Here is a 14,189-nt window from a genome sequence, read left to right as displayed (position 1 = left end):
TGTTGGCCTGCCGAGGAGATAGCAATGGCCTACGATTTTGACCTTTATGTGATTGGTGCCGGTTCCGGCGGTGTACGTGCAGCGCGCTTCGCCGCCGGTTTCGGTGCGAAAGTGGCGGTGGCCGAGAGCCGTTACCTGGGCGGCACCTGCGTCAACGTCGGCTGCGTGCCGAAGAAACTGCTGGTGTACGGCGCGCATTTCGCCGAAGACTTCGAACAGTCGTCCGGTTTCGGCTGGAGCCTGGGCGAAGCGAATTTCGACTGGGCGACCCTGATCGCCAACAAGGACCGCGAGATCAATCGCCTCAACGGCATTTATTGCAACCTGCTGGTCAACAGCGGCGTGACCCTGCACGAAGCCCACGCGAAGATCGTCGGCCCGCACGAGGTCGAGGTCAACGGTGAGCGCTTCACCGCGAAAAACATTCTGATTGCCACGGGTGGCTGGCCGCAGATTCCGGAAATCCCGGGGCACGAACACGCGATCAGTTCCAATCAGGCGTTTTTCCTCAAAGAGCTGCCGAAGCGGGTACTGGTGGTCGGTGGTGGTTACATCGCGGTCGAGTTCGCCGGGATTTTCCACGGTCTGGGCGCGAACACTACGCTGCTGTATCGCGGTGATCTGTTCCTGCGTGGTTTCGATGGCTCGGTGCGCAAGCATCTGCAGGAAGAGCTGACCAAGCGCGGTATGGATCTGCAATTCAACGCCGACATCGCGCGCATCGACAAACAGCCTGACGGCAGCCTGAAAGCGACCCTCAAGGATGGCCGCGTGCTGGAAGCCGATTGCGTGTTCTACGCCACGGGCCGGCGTCCGATGCTGGACAACCTTGGGCTGGAAAACACCGATGTGCAGCTCACCGACAAGGGCTTCATCAAGGTCGACGAGCAATACCAGACCAGCGAGCCGTCGATTCTGGCGCTGGGTGATGTGATCGGTCGGGTGCAACTGACGCCAGTGGCACTGGCCGAAGGCATGGCGGTGGCGCGGCGCTTGTTCAAGCCTGAGCAATACCGTCCGGTGGATTACAAGATGATCCCGACCGCCGTGTTCAGTCTGCCGAACATCGGTACTGTCGGCTTGACCGAAGAAGAGGCGCGGGAAGCGGGGCATGAAGTGGTTATTTACGAGAGCCGCTTCCGCCCGATGAAGCTGACGCTGACCGAGTGTCAGGAGAAAACCCTGATGAAATTGGTGGTCGACGGCAAGACCGACAAAGTCCTCGGTTGCCACATGGTCGGCCCGGACGCGGGGGAGATTGTCCAAGGCTTGGCGATCGCGCTGAAGGCTGGCGCGACCAAGCGTGACTTCGACGACACGATCGGGGTGCACCCGACGGCCGCCGAAGAGTTCGTCACCATGCGTACGCCGGTCGGCGCTTAAGCGTCCTTCGCTTTGGCTGTGTCTGGCGCTGCCGCAACGGTAGCCGCCAGACGCAAGCTGTCCTCGAGGCTGGCCTGAGTCTTGGTCAGTTCCTTTTCCAGTGACTGATTGAGCTGCCGCTGTTCGTCGGCATCCTGTTTCAGCGTCTGACTTTCCAGCAGGGCCACGCGCAGGCGTTCCTGGAGGAGGGTGCGTTCGTTGTCGACGCGAGTGGCTTGCTCCAGCAACTGATCCTGACGCTGGTTGCTGTGCTTGAGCTGATCCTGCATCAGGCTCAGTTCGCGCTGAGTGCCACGGTTTTCCGTGAGCAGGCGTTCGTTATCGCGATGCAACTGAGTGATCTCGTCCTGACGCACCAGTGCACTTTGTTGCGCCTGGCGCAATTCCATCTGCAACTGCTGCAGCTGTCCTTCGTGACGGGCCTGCTCCTGCTCGCGCTGCTCTTTAGTGGCGTTGCGGTAGTGCTCCAGAGCATCACGGGCGTGCAGGTGTTTCTCTTCCAGCGAGCGGATCTGCTCGTCCTTGTCCTGCAGGCGCAATTCGAAATCAGCCAGCGCCTGATTGAGTCCGGCGTTGCGGGTTTGCTCGGTCTGCAGCATCGAGCGGGTTTCTTTTAGCGCTTCGGATTCCTTGGCCAGCGCCGCGCCTTGAATGTCGTGCTGTTGTTCCAGTTGCTCAAGTGCCTGGCGCACCTGCTTGAGTTCAGCTTCCAGGGTTTCGCGCTGCTCTTCGAACTGCTCGCGCGCTTGTTCGATCGGCTCTTGCGCCTGTTCTTTCAGGCGCTGGGCGAGACGCGAGACCAGTGCGGTCAGTTCGTCATTGATCGGTTCCGCGGACGCTTCGACCGGTTGGCTGCCGTCATCCAGCTCTTTCAGATAGCGATGGATCGTGGTTTTCGAACCGGTGTTGCCCAGTTCGATGCGTACTGCATCGATGCTGGGGTGTTCGCCTCGGGCCAGAATCGCTGAGCGCGCGATCTGCACCACTGCTTTATTAACGCCACCACGGGCCATTTTAACTCCTACCATTACGTACTGTGGTACATGCCACCAAAGTACGCAGTGTACCACGCTGAAAATAAAGTTAAATGCTTGATTATTCACAGGCGGGATATACTGGTATTACCCAATGTCAGACCCCTGAATCGGTTTTTTCATCCAGCAATCAGTACGCCTGCGAGAACACTGCCCATGAGCGAGATCGATCGCTATCTGCAAGCCGCCACCCGTGACAACACCCGCCGCAGCTATCGTTCTGCGATCGAGCATTTCGAAGTGAAGTGGGGCGGCTTCCTGCCAGCGACCGCCGACAGCGTGGCGCGGTATCTGGTCGAGCATGCCGGGGTGCTGTCCATCAACACACTGAAACTGCGGCTGTCAGCGCTGGCGCAGTGGCACAACAGTCAGGGTTTTGCCGATCCGACCAAGGCCCCAGTGGTCCGCAAAGTGTTCAAAGGCATTCGCGCACTGCATCCGGCGCAGGAAAAACAGGCCGAACCGTTGCAATTGCACGATCTGCAGCAAGTGGTCGACTGGCTGGAGCAGGAAGCCAGTAGCGCCAGGCAGAATCAGGATCGTCCGCAGTTGCTCAAGGCCTATCGCGATCGGGCGCTGATTCTGCTGGGCTTCTGGCGGGGCTTCCGCAGTGACGAGTTGTGCCGTCTGCAGATCGAGCACGTGCAGGCGCACGCCGGCAGCGGCATCACCCTCTACCTGCCGCGCAGCAAGGGCGACCGCGACAACCTCGGGCAGACGTATCAGGCGCCGGCGCTGCTCAAGCTGTGCCCGGTGCAGGCTTATATCGACTGGATCACCGAGGCAGCGCTGGTGCGCGGCCCGGTGTTTCGCGGCGTTGACCGCTGGGGGCATCTGAGCGAGGAGGGCTTGCACGCCAACAGCATCATTCCGCTGTTGCGTCAGGCGCTCGAGCGCGCCGGCATCCCGGCCGGGCGTTACACCAGCCATTCCCTGCGCCGCGGCTTTGCCACGTGGGCGCATCAAAGCGGCTGGGATCTGAAATCGCTCATGAGTTACGTCGGCTGGAAGGATATGAAGTCAGCCATGCGCTATGTTGAAGCCAGCCCCTTTCACGGGATGGCCCGGATTACGGATAAACCGGCTTCGTCGTAGATATGGTTTTCTTCTATTAATACAGTCTGCTAATAGCGAAAACAAATCAGCAGCATCAGGTTTGCCAATGAGCCATCCGTCGAGTGAGTGGGTAGGATTCACCCATCGAATTCACAACCCTGACGGAGAGTCATCAATGCCTATCATCAACAGCCAAGTAAAACCGTTCAAAGCTACCGCATTCAAAAACGGCGACTTCGTACAAGTCTCGGACGCTGACCTGAAAGGCAAATGGTCCGTAGTGTTCTTCTACCCAGCCGACTTCACCTTCGTGTGCCCAACCGAGCTGGAAGACCTGGCCGACAACTACGCTGCGTTCCAGAAACTGGGCGTGGAAATCTACAGCGTTTCGACCGACACCCACTTTGCTCACGCTGCCTGGCACAACACCTCGCCAGCCATCGGCAAAATCGAATACACCATGATCGGCGACCCGACCCACGTCATCTCCCGCAACTTCGACGTGCTGATCGAAGAAGCTGGCCTGGCTGACCGTGGCACCTTCGTGATCAACCCTGAAGGCCAGATCAAAATCGTTGAACTGAACGATGGCGGCGTTGGCCGTGACGCTTCCGAGCTGCTGCGCAAGATCAAGGCTGCTCAGTACGTTGCTGCTCACCCAGGCGAAGTTTGCCCGGCCAAATGGAAAGAAGGCGAGGCCACTCTGGCTCCGTCCCTGGACCTGGTCGGCAAGATCTGAGTCTGTGAGACACGCAACACAGGGCGGGACTCCGCACCTACTTCAGTAAGCTGCACCGCCCATTGAAAAAGCCCGGGCGAGATTCTCTCGGGCTTTTTTTCGCCTCGAATAAAGACACAGGAGATCGCCCGTATGTTGGACGCCAATCTTAAAGCCCAGTTGAAATCGTACCTGGAACGGGTTACCCAGCCGATCGAGATCGTTGCTTCCCTCGACGACGGTGCGAAATCCCGGGAAATGCTTGACCTGCTGAAAGACGTTGCCAGTCTTTCGAGCCAAATTACCCTGATCGACAGCGGCACCGATGCCCGCAAGCCGTCGTTCTCGATCAATCGCCCGGGTGCCGACATCAGCCTGCGTTTCGCCGGCATCCCGATGGGCCATGAATTCACCTCGCTGGTGCTGGCCCTGTTGCAAGTCGGCGGCCACCCATCGAAAGCCAGTGCCGAAGTGATCGAACAGATCCGCTCGCTCAAGGGTGAGTTCAGTTTCGAAACCTACTTCTCGCTGTCGTGCCAGAACTGCCCGGACGTGGTCCAGGCGCTGAACCTGATGGCTGTGTTGAATCCGAACATCCGTCACGTCGCCATCGACGGCGCGTTGTTCCAGGACGAAGTCAACGATCGCAAGATCATGGCCGTGCCGAGCATCTACCTCAACGGTGAGAACTTTGGCCAGGGCCGCATGGGCCTGGAAGAAATCCTCGCCAAACTCGACACCGGCGCCATCGAGCGTCAGGCCGAGAAAATCAGCGCCAAACAAGCCTTTGATATGCTCGTAGTTGGCGGTGGCCCGGCCGGTGCGTCGGCCGCGATCTATGCCGCCCGTAAAGGTATCCGCACCGGTGTTGCGGCTGAGCGCTTCGGCGGTCAGGTGCTCGACACCATGGCCATCGAGAACTTCATTTCAGTGCAGGAAACCGAAGGCCCGAAACTGGCGACGGCGCTGGAAGAACACGTCAAGCAGTACGACGTCGATATCATGAACCTGCAGCGCGCCGACAAGCTGATTCCCGGCAAGAATGGCGAGTTGCACGAAGTCCATTTCGCCAGCGGTGCGACCCTGAAAGCCAAGAGCGTGATCCTGGCGACCGGTGCGCGCTGGCGTGAAATGAACGTGCCGGGCGAGCAGGAATACCGTAACAAGGGCGTGGCGTACTGCCCGCACTGCGACGGCCCGCTGTTCAAAGGCAAGCGTGTGGCGGTGATCGGCGGCGGTAACTCCGGCGTCGAAGCTGCCATCGACCTGGCCGGTATCGTTGCCCACGTCACGCTGCTGGAGTTCGACGTTCAACTGCGTGCCGACGCGGTACTGCAACGCAAACTGCACAGCCTGCCAAACGTCACCGTGATCACCAGTGCGCAAACCACTGAAGTCACCGGTAATGGCGAGAAGGTCAACGGCCTGCGTTACAAGGATCGCAATACTGACGAACTGCGCAGCGTCGAGCTGGAAGGGATTTTCGTACAGATCGGTCTGCTGCCGAACACCGACTGGCTCAAAGGCACCATCGAGCTGTCGCCGCGTGGTGAAATCATCGTCGACAACCGTGGCGAGACGTCGATCCCGGGGATCTTCGCGGCCGGCGACGTGACCACTGTGCCGTACAAGCAGATCGTGATTGCGGTAGGCGAGGGTGCCAAGGCTTCCCTCAGCGCGTTCGATCACTTGATCCGTACTTCGGCGCCGGCGTAAAACGGCAGTCGCTGAAACGAAAAAACCCATGAGCGATCATGGGTTTTTTTATGCCTGACACAATCCAATTGTAGGAGTGAGCCTGCTCGCGATGGCGGCTGCACATTCAAAACATCATGGCCTGACACACCGCTATCGCGAGCAGGCTCACTCCTACAGGAGAAATTTGCAGTCAGTTACAGGGGCGCAGGCTGGATGATTTCAACCCAGTAGCCATCCGGGTCCTTGATGAACGCCAGGCTTTTCATACGGCCATCAGTCAGGCGCTTCTGGAAATCACAGCCCAGCTCTTCAAAACGTGCGCACGCGGCAACGATGTCTGGCACCGAGATGCAGATGTGGCCGAAACCGCGTGGGTCGGTGTTGCCATTGTGATAGGCGAAGTCGGCGTCGTTTTCGGTGCCGTGGTTGTGGGTCAGTTCCAGAATGCCGGGGATCGACTTCATCCATTCGGTGCGGGCGGCGGCGTCGGCCGGGATCTGCGCCTTGTCGACCAGCGCGAGGAAGTACAGGCTGAATTCGGCTTCCGGGAAATCACGCTTTTCAACCAGCGAGAAGCCCAGTACGCGGGTGTAGAAGTCCAGCGACTTGGTGATGTCCTTCACACGCAGCATGGTGTGGTTGAAGACGAAGTTGCGGGTTGCGCTGTCTGGAGTGGCGGTGACGCCGGGGAAAGTGTTCAGTTCGTGCAGGCTCATAGGCCCTCCGTAACAATGGGGCGAGTGAATGGGCGCAATGATACGCATGCGGGGCGGCATCGCCAAACCGAATGCGCGGCTTGCTCTGTGGGCGGCCGGGCCTCAGACTTTGCAGCTCAATCTGCGAGTGCCTCTGGTAATGATCCGACCGTTCAAAGCGCTGTTCGTTTGCCTTTTCTCATCGCTGCTTGCCGGTCCGGCGCTGGCGGATCAGCCCAGTATCACCTGGCCTGCAGGCTGGGAAGTAGAAGCGCTGCCTGATCAAGCCCCTCAGGTTTCGCGCCAGCGCGCGGTGAAAAACGATGCTGACGGCAATCAGGTGATGGTGATGGAGTTGACCATGAGCCAGGTTGAGGCAGGCCATCAGGTCAATGTGCAGGGTGTCCTGCTGGAAATGCGCAAATCTATTCAGAAAGACTTCTTCCAGGGTGGCTATCAAAGCGTTTGCAACAAGATACATCCGGCAAAACTCGCCGTTCTGGATGCACTGGAGACCACCTGCACGATCACCGAAAACGGCCGTCATGTGTTGTCGCAAACATTGGTTGCTGCGGTCGCGACGGATAAGGCTTATGTACTTTCTTACGCGGGTCAGGCTGAGGTTTATAAGGCGAGCGCCGAGGAAATAGTCGCAGTGAGAAACAGCTTGAAACTTTAAGCGTCTGTTTGCACCGCTACGGGTTTAGATACCCGAAGGAATTAAGCACAAAGTTTAGCGGTCGTTGCGGTTGCAACATCCCGGCGCAAAATGTTTAGCCTCACGGCTTGTGGGTGTTAAAGCAGATTGATAATTAGCGTGGCGGAAATCGTTGCTTTTGTTAGATATTGTCGAAAAAAAGCCCTGCATAGAGCAGGGCTTGTTTGTTGACGCAAGATTAACCGCGCAACCAGGAATCGACGGTGGCAGCACCGTACTGTTCTTTCCAGGCTTTCAGGCCGCGGTGATTGCCGCCCTTGGTTTCGATCAGTTCACCGGTGTGCGGGTTCTGATAGACCTTGACCACGCGAGCGCGGCGGGTTTTCGGTGCGGCAGACACTTGCAGGCCGGACTTGGACGGGTTCGGATCGAGGATGGCGATGATGTCTTTCAGGCCTTTGCCGTAGGTTTTCATCAGCCCCTGGAGCTTTTCTTCGAATTCGATTTCTTTCTTGAGCCCGGCATCGTTCTTCAGCGATTCCAACTGCTTGAGCTGTTCCTGAAGGGCCTTTTCAGCTGCACGAAATTCAGCGAGTCTGGACAATATCTTTACTCCAATAGTGTGTTTGGCTGATACCAACCGCAAACAAAGCTATAAGCCAAGAGCCTTGAAGCGACTCGGTGATAATGGCTCACCTGCCAATCTTGCACAGGCTGAAAAAATTGTAGTAGTTAATGCGCCAAGAGTAAATCCTGATCTTGTCGTCATGTAACAACAGTGGTGTTTTGTATCAATTTGGTGCGCCCGGTCGCAGCGCCGGGCTTAATTTATTTTTAGTTAATGGTGACTTAATGCATCGATGAAGTCGGCGCCAGGCATGGGTTTTCCGAACAGATAGCCCTGCAGGAAGTTGACGTGGTGTGCGGTCAGATAGTCAGCCTGAGCCTGAGTTTCTACACCTTCGGCAACAATACCCAAATCGAGCTTGGCCGACAGTTCGATAATCGTGTCCAGAATATGCCGCGACAGCGCATCAATGCCGATCATCGCGACGAAACTCTGGTCGATCTTGAGAAAATCGACATTGAATGTTCGCAGGTAGCCCAGACTTGAATGGCCGGTACCGAAGTCGTCGATGGCGATCATCACCCCCAGCGCGTGCAACTGCTCGAATAATAGGTGCGTGACATCGGTTGGCTCAATCAGCTCGCGCTCGGTCAGCTCCAGCACCAGGTTGATACTGCCGGGGGCAAAAGCAGCGAGAAACCCGCGACAGTCTTCGACCAGTTGCAGATCCTGGCAATGGCTGGCGGTGATGTTGATGCCGATGTGGAACGGTTTGTCGAACTCCGCCGACAACGGGCCGAGCAGGGCGGCTGTCTGCTGCATCAGCGAACGAGTCATGGGTACGATCAGGCCTGAATGTTCGGCAAACGGAATGAACAGATCCGGACGCACCAGACCCTCCTTGGGGTGATTCCAGCGCATCAGCACTTCAGCGCCGGACCACTTCCGGCTGTCGCCATGCACCACCGGCTGGAAGTAGGGAATGAATTCGCCAGCCTCCAGCGCGCGCAGCATCTCATGGCTGGGCGAAGTGGCGCGCCGTTGCAGGACATGGGCGATAGCGCCCGCGATCACCCCGAAAAATATCAGCAGACTGAACAGCGGCGGGTATTCGCCGGCCATGTAGCGCCACGTTTGCCCCTGCGGGAAGCCTGCACTGACACTGAAGGCATAGCGCGAAGACGCGAGCATACTCTGCGCCACCGGTAACGGCGGCAGGGCGCCTTGATGCACCTTGCCATCGACGGACAGCCAGTTATCGCCGACCTGCAACAACAGCAGCGTCTGCCGGCCGATCAGGCGCAGGATGTTGCTCAGGTGATAACCATCGAGGGTGGTCAGCGCGCCACCGCGACCTTCGCTGAGGCGATACACCAACAGCGCGGTGTTAGGCGTGACGGGGTTGCCATTCATCAACCACAGTTTGCCCTGCGTATAGTCGCCCGGGTTCACGGCCTCCTTGAACTCCCCGAACAGCGAGCTGCAATAGAGGTTGTTGTCCCACACCAGATTGGTCGAGCGTACAAAAGGTCGACGGGTCACCTGCTCACGCAAGGCCAGTTTCACGCTATCGCAGGGCTGGCCGGCCAATGGCAACAATTCACTGGCGGCCTGGGCGGTGTTGTCGAGCATCAGTTCAAACTGGCGCAACGCCTCCTCGGCGGTATTTTGCGTGCTCTGTTGCAAGGTGCGTTCGGCTTGCAGATACAGAATCCCGCCGCCTAGCAGGACGGGCAAAACACCACAAAGCAGGCTCACAAAAATGCGTACGCTGCGTTTGCGGCGGGGTCTGACGGTCAAGGGCATTGGCGCATCCTGTCGCGATGGGGGGGAACTCTCGAATGCAGGCCTGGCAACGGCGCACCGGTGAAAAACAGCGAAGTCAGAAGGGATGATAGATGGCCGTTGGCGCTTGTGCCGCTCACGGCTGGTTGATCTGCGTGGCGAGTTCGATAAATGCCCGCGTGGCGGGCGAAGCCTGACGCTGATCGAGGACTGCGAGGCCGATCAGGCGTTGTACCGCCGGCAACAGCGGTTTCTTCAGGTAACGGGGCGCTGGATCGTCCGGCAATGAGCCCTCGGCGACAACGGTGATGGCATCGCCCCGGCTGACGACGTCCAGCGTACTGAGCAATTGCGAGCAGCGATAGCGAATGTTCGGTTGCAGGCGCGCGGCAGTGAACAGACGTGAAACCAGTTCCGATGACCCGGCCTCGGTCAGCACAAAGGGGGCAGCACTCAAATCCTGGAGGCTCAGCGCCGCACGTGCGGCCAATGGGTGATCGAGCGGGAGCAGGGCAACCATCTGGTCTTCGACCAGAGCAAAAGTGTCGAAGCGCTCCTCGGGCAGCACCACAAAACCGACGTCAATTCGCCGCTCCTCCAGCCACTGCAGCACCTGCCGGTCCGGTCCCTCATCAATGTGCACTTCAATGCCCGGATGCACTTCGCGATAGCGCTGCAGAATCTTCGGCAGCAACTTGATCGATGACGTCGGGCCGAATGAGCCGATACGCAACGTGCCGGTTTTCATGCCTCGCGCATCGGCCGCTTCCTGGCGCAGGGTGTTGGCCAGACCGAGCATGGCCCTTGCGCGCTGCAGCAGTTGCTCGCCGATATCGGTGAGCTCCACCTGCGACTGGTGCCGCCGCAACAACTCCACGCCCAACTCCTGTTCCAGCGATTTCATCGCGTGGGATATCGCCGACTGCGAAATGCCCAGACGATGGGCGGCGAGGGTAAATCCGCGCAGTTCGGCGACCAGCGAGAAGATCTCCAGTTGCGTGAGGGTCATGAGTTTTTGCTCATTTTACGATGAGAGGGCATGAAGGGAATGATACGCCATCCTTCAACTTCTTTCGTTTGGAACATCATGCGCAACCTTGAGCAAACCCACCTAACGGCCTCCGACCGGCCGGTTTACCTGACGCTGGCAGCGGTAACCATGATTTGGGGCGGGACCTTTGTCGCAGGGCGTTTTCTGACGGGCAGCCTCAGCCCGTTGTTCGCCGCCAGCCTGCGCTTCCTGCTCGCCAGCGTGGCGTTGCTGGGGTTTCTGTGGATAGCGCGTATCCCGCTGGCGCGACCGACGCTCCGGCAATGGCTGCAACTGACTTTGCTGGGGTTCTTCGGGATTTTCTTCTACAACCTGTGCTTCTTTTATGGTCTGCAATACATCAACGCTTCACGGGCTTCGTTGATTGTCGCGTTGAACCCGGCCGTGATCGGTCTGGCCTCCTGGCTGTTGTTCAACGAGCGTCTGGGTCAGCTAAAAGTCGCCGGTATCGCGACCTGCATTGCGGGCGCCGCTCTGGTGATTGTCAGCCGCAACCCGCAATTACTTGCCGTGACACCCGATGCATGGATCGGTGATCTGTTGATTTTTGGCTGCGTGTTGAGCTGGGGTGTTTACTCGCTGTTTTCCCGGGGGGTGAACCAATCCATTGGTCCGCTGCAGACGGTGACGTTTTCCGTGTTGATCGGCAGCGCGATGCTGTGGGCGCTGGCGACGCTAAGTGGCGAGGTGAGCGGGGCAGCCTTGATCAGCCTTGGCACGGCACAATGGCTGAGTCTGATTTACCTCGGCGTGTTCGGCTCGGCGCTGGCTTACATCGGCTACTACGATGGCATCCGCAAAATCGGCGCGACCCGATCCGGCGTGTTCATTGCCCTGAATCCGCTGACCGCGGTGGTGCTCGGCGCGCTGCTGCTCGGCGAGCAACTGACGTTGAGCATGTGCCTGGGCGGCGGGTTGGTGCTGGTCGGGATTTACCTGTGCAACAAACCCCTTGCACCGATGCGAAAAAGGCGGATTTTATAGAGAGGGCAGACAACCCTATTTACGCTGTGTAGAATCGGGTTACGCATACAATAATAAACGTCTTCTGGCAGCAGAAGCCTCGCCCGCAAGAGCCTTGGGTCGACAATGAAGATATTCGGGTTTCAACTGATCTACGGTGACTTCCTCGCCCGCAGTGTGCGAGGCATCTCCTGCGCACCTCCCGCCGGTCTCAGCATTACTGACAAATAACTTTGGTTAATTGATAAGAATGATGAGGCGTCACCATGGCAGATTTATACGAAAACCCAATGGGCCTGATGGGCTTTGAGTTCATCGAGTTCGCATCGCCGACTCCTGGCACCCTGGAGCCGATCTTCGAGATCATGGGCTTCACCAAAGTCGCGACCCACCGCTCCAAGAACGTGCACCTGTACCGTCAGGGCGCGATCAACCTGATCCTCAACAACGAACCGCACAGTGTGGCCTCGTATTTCGCGGCCGAGCATGGACCGTCGGTGTGCGGCATGGCGTTCCGCGTGAAGGATTCGCAAAAGGCCTACAGCCGCGCATTGGAACTCGGTGCTCAGCCGATCCACATCGAAACCGGCCCGATGGAGCTGAACCTGCCAGCGATAAAGGGCATCGGCGGCGCGCCGCTGTACCTGATCGACCGTTTCGGCGAAGGCAGTTCGATCTATGACATCGACTTCGTGTTCATCGAGGGCGTTGATCGCAACCCGGTCGGTGCCGGTCTGAAGATCATCGACCACCTGACCCACAACGTGTACCGCGGCCGCATGGCCTACTGGGCCAACTTCTACGAGAAGCTGTTCAACTTCCGCGAGATCCGCTATTTCGACATCAAGGGCGAATACACCGGCCTGACCTCGAAAGCGATGACCGCACCGGACGGCATGATCCGCATCCCGCTGAACGAAGAGTCGTCCAAGGGCGCCGGGCAGATCGAAGAGTTCCTGATGCAGTTCAATGGCGAGGGCATTCAGCACGTGGCGTTCCTCACCGACGACCTGGTCAAGACCTGGGATCAGTTGAAGAAGATCGGCATGCGCTTCATGACCGCACCGCCGGACACCTACTACGAAATGCTCGAAGGCCGCCTGCCGAACCACGGCGAGCCGGTTGACCAACTGCAATCGCGCGGCATCCTGCTCGACGGTTCGTCGAACCCGGACGACAAGCGCCTGCTGCTGCAGATCTTCTCGGAAACCCTGATGGGCCCGGTGTTCTTCGAATTCATCCAGCGTAAGGGCGATGATGGTTTCGGCGAGGGCAACTTCAAGGCCCTGTTCGAATCGATCGAGCGTGACCAGGTGCGTCGTGGTGTGCTCGCAACCGAGTAATCCTCCACCAGAATGAAAAAATCCCGGCTTGCAGTCATGCACAGCCGGGATTTTTTTTGCATTAGCAAAACTGTGGGAGCGGGCTTGCTCGCGAATTCGGTCTTTCGTTCAAGGTCTTTGTTGACTGAACTGACGCTTTCGCGAGCAAGCACCCTCCCACGGTAGTTTTGTGTTGCTTTTAAGACCTGCGTTGTCGCATCAGGTGTTTGAAGCCTTCGAAGATCAGCACCACAACGGCGAGCCAGATCGGAATGTAGGTCAGCCACTCGCCGGCCTTGATGCTTTCACCGAGCAACAGCGCCACGCCGAGCAGCAACACCGGCTCGACGTAACTGAGCAAACCAAACAGGCTGAACGGCAGCAAGCGGCTGGCAATGATGTACACCACCAGCGCCGAAGCACTGATCAGACCGAGCAGCGGAATCAGCCAGAGCAAGCCCGGATACTGATCGAACACGGTGAAACCTTGCTCACCACCGCGCACGAACCAGTACGCCACCGGCAGCATCAAGGTCATGTCGACCCACAGACCGCCGAGGTTGTCGGTCTTCAGGCGTTTGCGCAGGACGAAATACAGCGGGTAACCGACCACGACCACCAGGGTCGCCCAGGAAAATCCGCCGATCCGATACAGCTCGTTCGCCACGCCGAGAACGGCAAAGAACACTGCGATTTTCTGCAGGTACGACAAGCTGTCGCCGTACACAATGCGCCCGGTCAGTACCATCGCCAGCGGCAACAGGAAATAACCCAGCGACACATCGAGGCTGTAGCCGTTGAGCGGCGCCCACATGAACAGCCACAACTGCACGCCGAGCAAACCCGACGAAACAATCAGACCGCCAATCAGCTTTGGATAGCCCGCCACCTTGCGCAGCAACTCCAGCACCCGCCGCCATTCACCCGACACCAGCATGAACACGGTCATGCACGGCACGGTGAGCAGCATCCGCCAGCCAAAGATTTCCACGCCGCTCAACGGAGTGAGCAGCGAGGTGTAGTAATACATGACGGCAAACAGCACCGAAGCTGAAACCGATAGAGCGATACCTTTAGACAAACTGTCCTCGCGGATGGGTGATCAAACAGGGCGCGCAGGATACGTGGTTTTTGTGCTGAATATTGGCCGAGTGATCAATATTTCCCACATCCTGAAGATAAGCACAAAACCTGTGGGAGCGAGCCTGCTCGCGAAGAGGCCGGCACATTCAACATCTGCGTTGTCTGGCACACCGCT

13 protein-coding genes and 1 pseudogene are annotated in these 14,189 nt (G+C 58.3%); 8 read left to right on the top strand and 6 right to left on the bottom strand.

Going from position 1 to position 14,189, the window contains the following annotated elements; translation table 11 throughout:
- Positions 1-24 precede the first annotated feature (24 nt).
- Positions 25-1,383 (top strand): glutathione-disulfide reductase, encoded by a 1,359-nt coding sequence (gorA, locus tag AC3WMV_RS26925; protein ID WP_103368980.1) that lies wholly within the window; start codon positions 25-27, stop codon positions 1,381-1,383.
- Here the strand turns inward: gorA and AC3WMV_RS26920 are convergent.
- Positions 1,380-2,396, bottom strand: a complete 1,017-nt coding sequence (locus AC3WMV_RS26920) for a DNA-binding protein (protein ID WP_103368981.1) — start codon at positions 2,394-2,396, stop codon at positions 1,380-1,382. The two genes, gorA and AC3WMV_RS26920, sit on opposite strands and share 4 nt — an antisense overlap.
- Positions 2,397-2,573: 177 nt before the next feature.
- Here AC3WMV_RS26920 and AC3WMV_RS26915 point away from each other — a divergent pair, with 177 nt between their 5' ends.
- From AC3WMV_RS26915 to ahpF, 3 genes are all read left to right on the top strand, one after another.
- Positions 2,574-3,512 (top strand): site-specific integrase, encoded by a 939-nt coding sequence (locus AC3WMV_RS26915; RefSeq protein WP_103368982.1) that lies wholly within the window; start codon positions 2,574-2,576, stop codon positions 3,510-3,512.
- A gap of 136 nt (positions 3,513-3,648) precedes the next feature.
- Positions 3,649-4,212, top strand: coding sequence for an alkyl hydroperoxide reductase subunit C (gene ahpC, locus AC3WMV_RS26910; protein WP_003224621.1), 564 nt, complete (start codon positions 3,649-3,651; stop codon positions 4,210-4,212).
- 132 nt (positions 4,213-4,344) lie between these two features.
- Positions 4,345-5,907, top strand: a complete 1,563-nt coding sequence (ahpF, locus tag AC3WMV_RS26905) for an alkyl hydroperoxide reductase subunit F (RefSeq protein WP_103368983.1) — start codon at positions 4,345-4,347, stop codon at positions 5,905-5,907.
- 176 nt (positions 5,908-6,083) lie between these two features.
- On the opposite strand, the gene gloA is transcribed toward ahpF, so the two are convergent.
- Positions 6,084-6,605, bottom strand: coding sequence for a lactoylglutathione lyase (gloA, locus tag AC3WMV_RS26900; protein WP_007963339.1), 522 nt, complete (start codon positions 6,603-6,605; stop codon positions 6,084-6,086).
- 139 nt (positions 6,606-6,744) lie between these two features.
- Here gloA and AC3WMV_RS26895 point away from each other — a divergent pair, with 139 nt between their 5' ends.
- Entirely contained in the window at positions 6,745-7,263 is a 519-nt protein-coding gene (locus AC3WMV_RS26895) for a DUF4946 domain-containing protein (RefSeq protein WP_097089854.1), read from the top strand.
- Between the two features lie 217 nt (positions 7,264-7,480).
- Here AC3WMV_RS26895 and AC3WMV_RS26890 read toward each other — a convergent pair whose 3' ends face one another.
- From AC3WMV_RS26890 to AC3WMV_RS26880, 3 genes are all read right to left on the bottom strand, one after another.
- Entirely contained in the window at positions 7,481-7,846 is a 366-nt protein-coding gene (locus AC3WMV_RS26890) for a histone-like nucleoid-structuring protein, MvaT/MvaU family (protein WP_003224630.1), read from the bottom strand.
- Between the two features lie 234 nt (positions 7,847-8,080).
- A complete protein-coding gene (locus AC3WMV_RS26885; RefSeq protein ID WP_027612003.1) occupies positions 8,081-9,616 on the bottom strand; it encodes an EAL domain-containing protein in 1,536 nt (511 codons plus the stop codon).
- Positions 9,617-9,731: 115 nt separating this feature from the next.
- Positions 9,732-10,604, bottom strand: a complete 873-nt coding sequence (locus AC3WMV_RS26880; RefSeq protein ID WP_103368984.1) for a LysR family transcriptional regulator — start codon at positions 10,602-10,604, stop codon at positions 9,732-9,734.
- A 78-nt stretch (positions 10,605-10,682) separates the two neighbouring features.
- Here AC3WMV_RS26880 and AC3WMV_RS26875 point away from each other — a divergent pair, with 78 nt between their 5' ends.
- Positions 10,683-11,630: a DMT family transporter gene (locus tag AC3WMV_RS26875; RefSeq protein WP_103368985.1), complete on the top strand. Its 948-nt coding sequence runs from the start codon at positions 10,683-10,685 to the stop codon at positions 11,628-11,630.
- A 245-nt stretch (positions 11,631-11,875) separates the two neighbouring features.
- Positions 11,876-12,952, top strand: coding sequence for a 4-hydroxyphenylpyruvate dioxygenase (hppD, locus tag AC3WMV_RS26870; RefSeq protein WP_103368986.1), 1,077 nt, complete (start codon positions 11,876-11,878; stop codon positions 12,950-12,952).
- Positions 12,953-13,130: 178 nt separating this feature from the next.
- On the opposite strand, the gene rarD is transcribed toward hppD, so the two are convergent.
- Positions 13,131-14,012, bottom strand: a complete 882-nt coding sequence (gene rarD / locus AC3WMV_RS26865; RefSeq protein WP_103368987.1) for an EamA family transporter RarD — start codon at positions 14,010-14,012, stop codon at positions 13,131-13,133.
- Between rarD and AC3WMV_RS26860 the strand changes: the two are divergent.
- Positions 13,960-14,189: pseudogene (locus tag AC3WMV_RS26860) on the top strand (hypothetical protein); the annotation flags it as partial. The gene rarD and the pseudogene AC3WMV_RS26860 sit on opposite strands and share 53 nt — an antisense overlap.

The sequence above is a fragment of the Pseudomonas sp. FW305-3-2-15-E-TSA4 genome (genome assembly GCF_058787295.1).
This window is presented reverse-complemented; position numbering and strand designations above follow the sequence as displayed.

What these genes read in the sequence shown, in the direction of transcription:
- gloA (WP_007963339.1), bottom strand. Translation starts at nt 6,605, where the DNA reads ATGAGCCTGCACGAACTGAACACTTTCCCCGGCGTCACCGCCACTCCA.
- AC3WMV_RS26895 (WP_097089854.1), top strand. Translation starts at nt 6,745, where the DNA reads ATGATCCGACCGTTCAAAGCGCTGTTCGTTTGCCTTTTCTCATCGCTG.
- AC3WMV_RS26875 (WP_103368985.1), top strand. Translation starts at nt 10,683, where the DNA reads ATGCGCAACCTTGAGCAAACCCACCTAACGGCCTCCGACCGGCCGGTT.
- ahpF (WP_103368983.1), top strand. Translation starts at nt 4,345, where the DNA reads ATGTTGGACGCCAATCTTAAAGCCCAGTTGAAATCGTACCTGGAACGG.
- ahpC (WP_003224621.1), top strand. Translation starts at nt 3,649, where the DNA reads ATGCCTATCATCAACAGCCAAGTAAAACCGTTCAAAGCTACCGCATTC.
- hppD (WP_103368986.1), top strand. Translation starts at nt 11,876, where the DNA reads ATGGCAGATTTATACGAAAACCCAATGGGCCTGATGGGCTTTGAGTTC.
- AC3WMV_RS26915 (WP_103368982.1), top strand. Translation starts at nt 2,574, where the DNA reads ATGAGCGAGATCGATCGCTATCTGCAAGCCGCCACCCGTGACAACACC.
- gorA (WP_103368980.1), top strand. Translation starts at nt 25, where the DNA reads ATGGCCTACGATTTTGACCTTTATGTGATTGGTGCCGGTTCCGGCGGT.
- AC3WMV_RS26920 (WP_103368981.1), bottom strand. Translation starts at nt 2,396, where the DNA reads ATGGCCCGTGGTGGCGTTAATAAAGCAGTGGTGCAGATCGCGCGCTCA.
- AC3WMV_RS26885 (WP_027612003.1), bottom strand. Translation starts at nt 9,616, where the DNA reads ATGCCCTTGACCGTCAGACCCCGCCGCAAACGCAGCGTACGCATTTTT.
- AC3WMV_RS26880 (WP_103368984.1), bottom strand. Translation starts at nt 10,604, where the DNA reads ATGACCCTCACGCAACTGGAGATCTTCTCGCTGGTCGCCGAACTGCGC.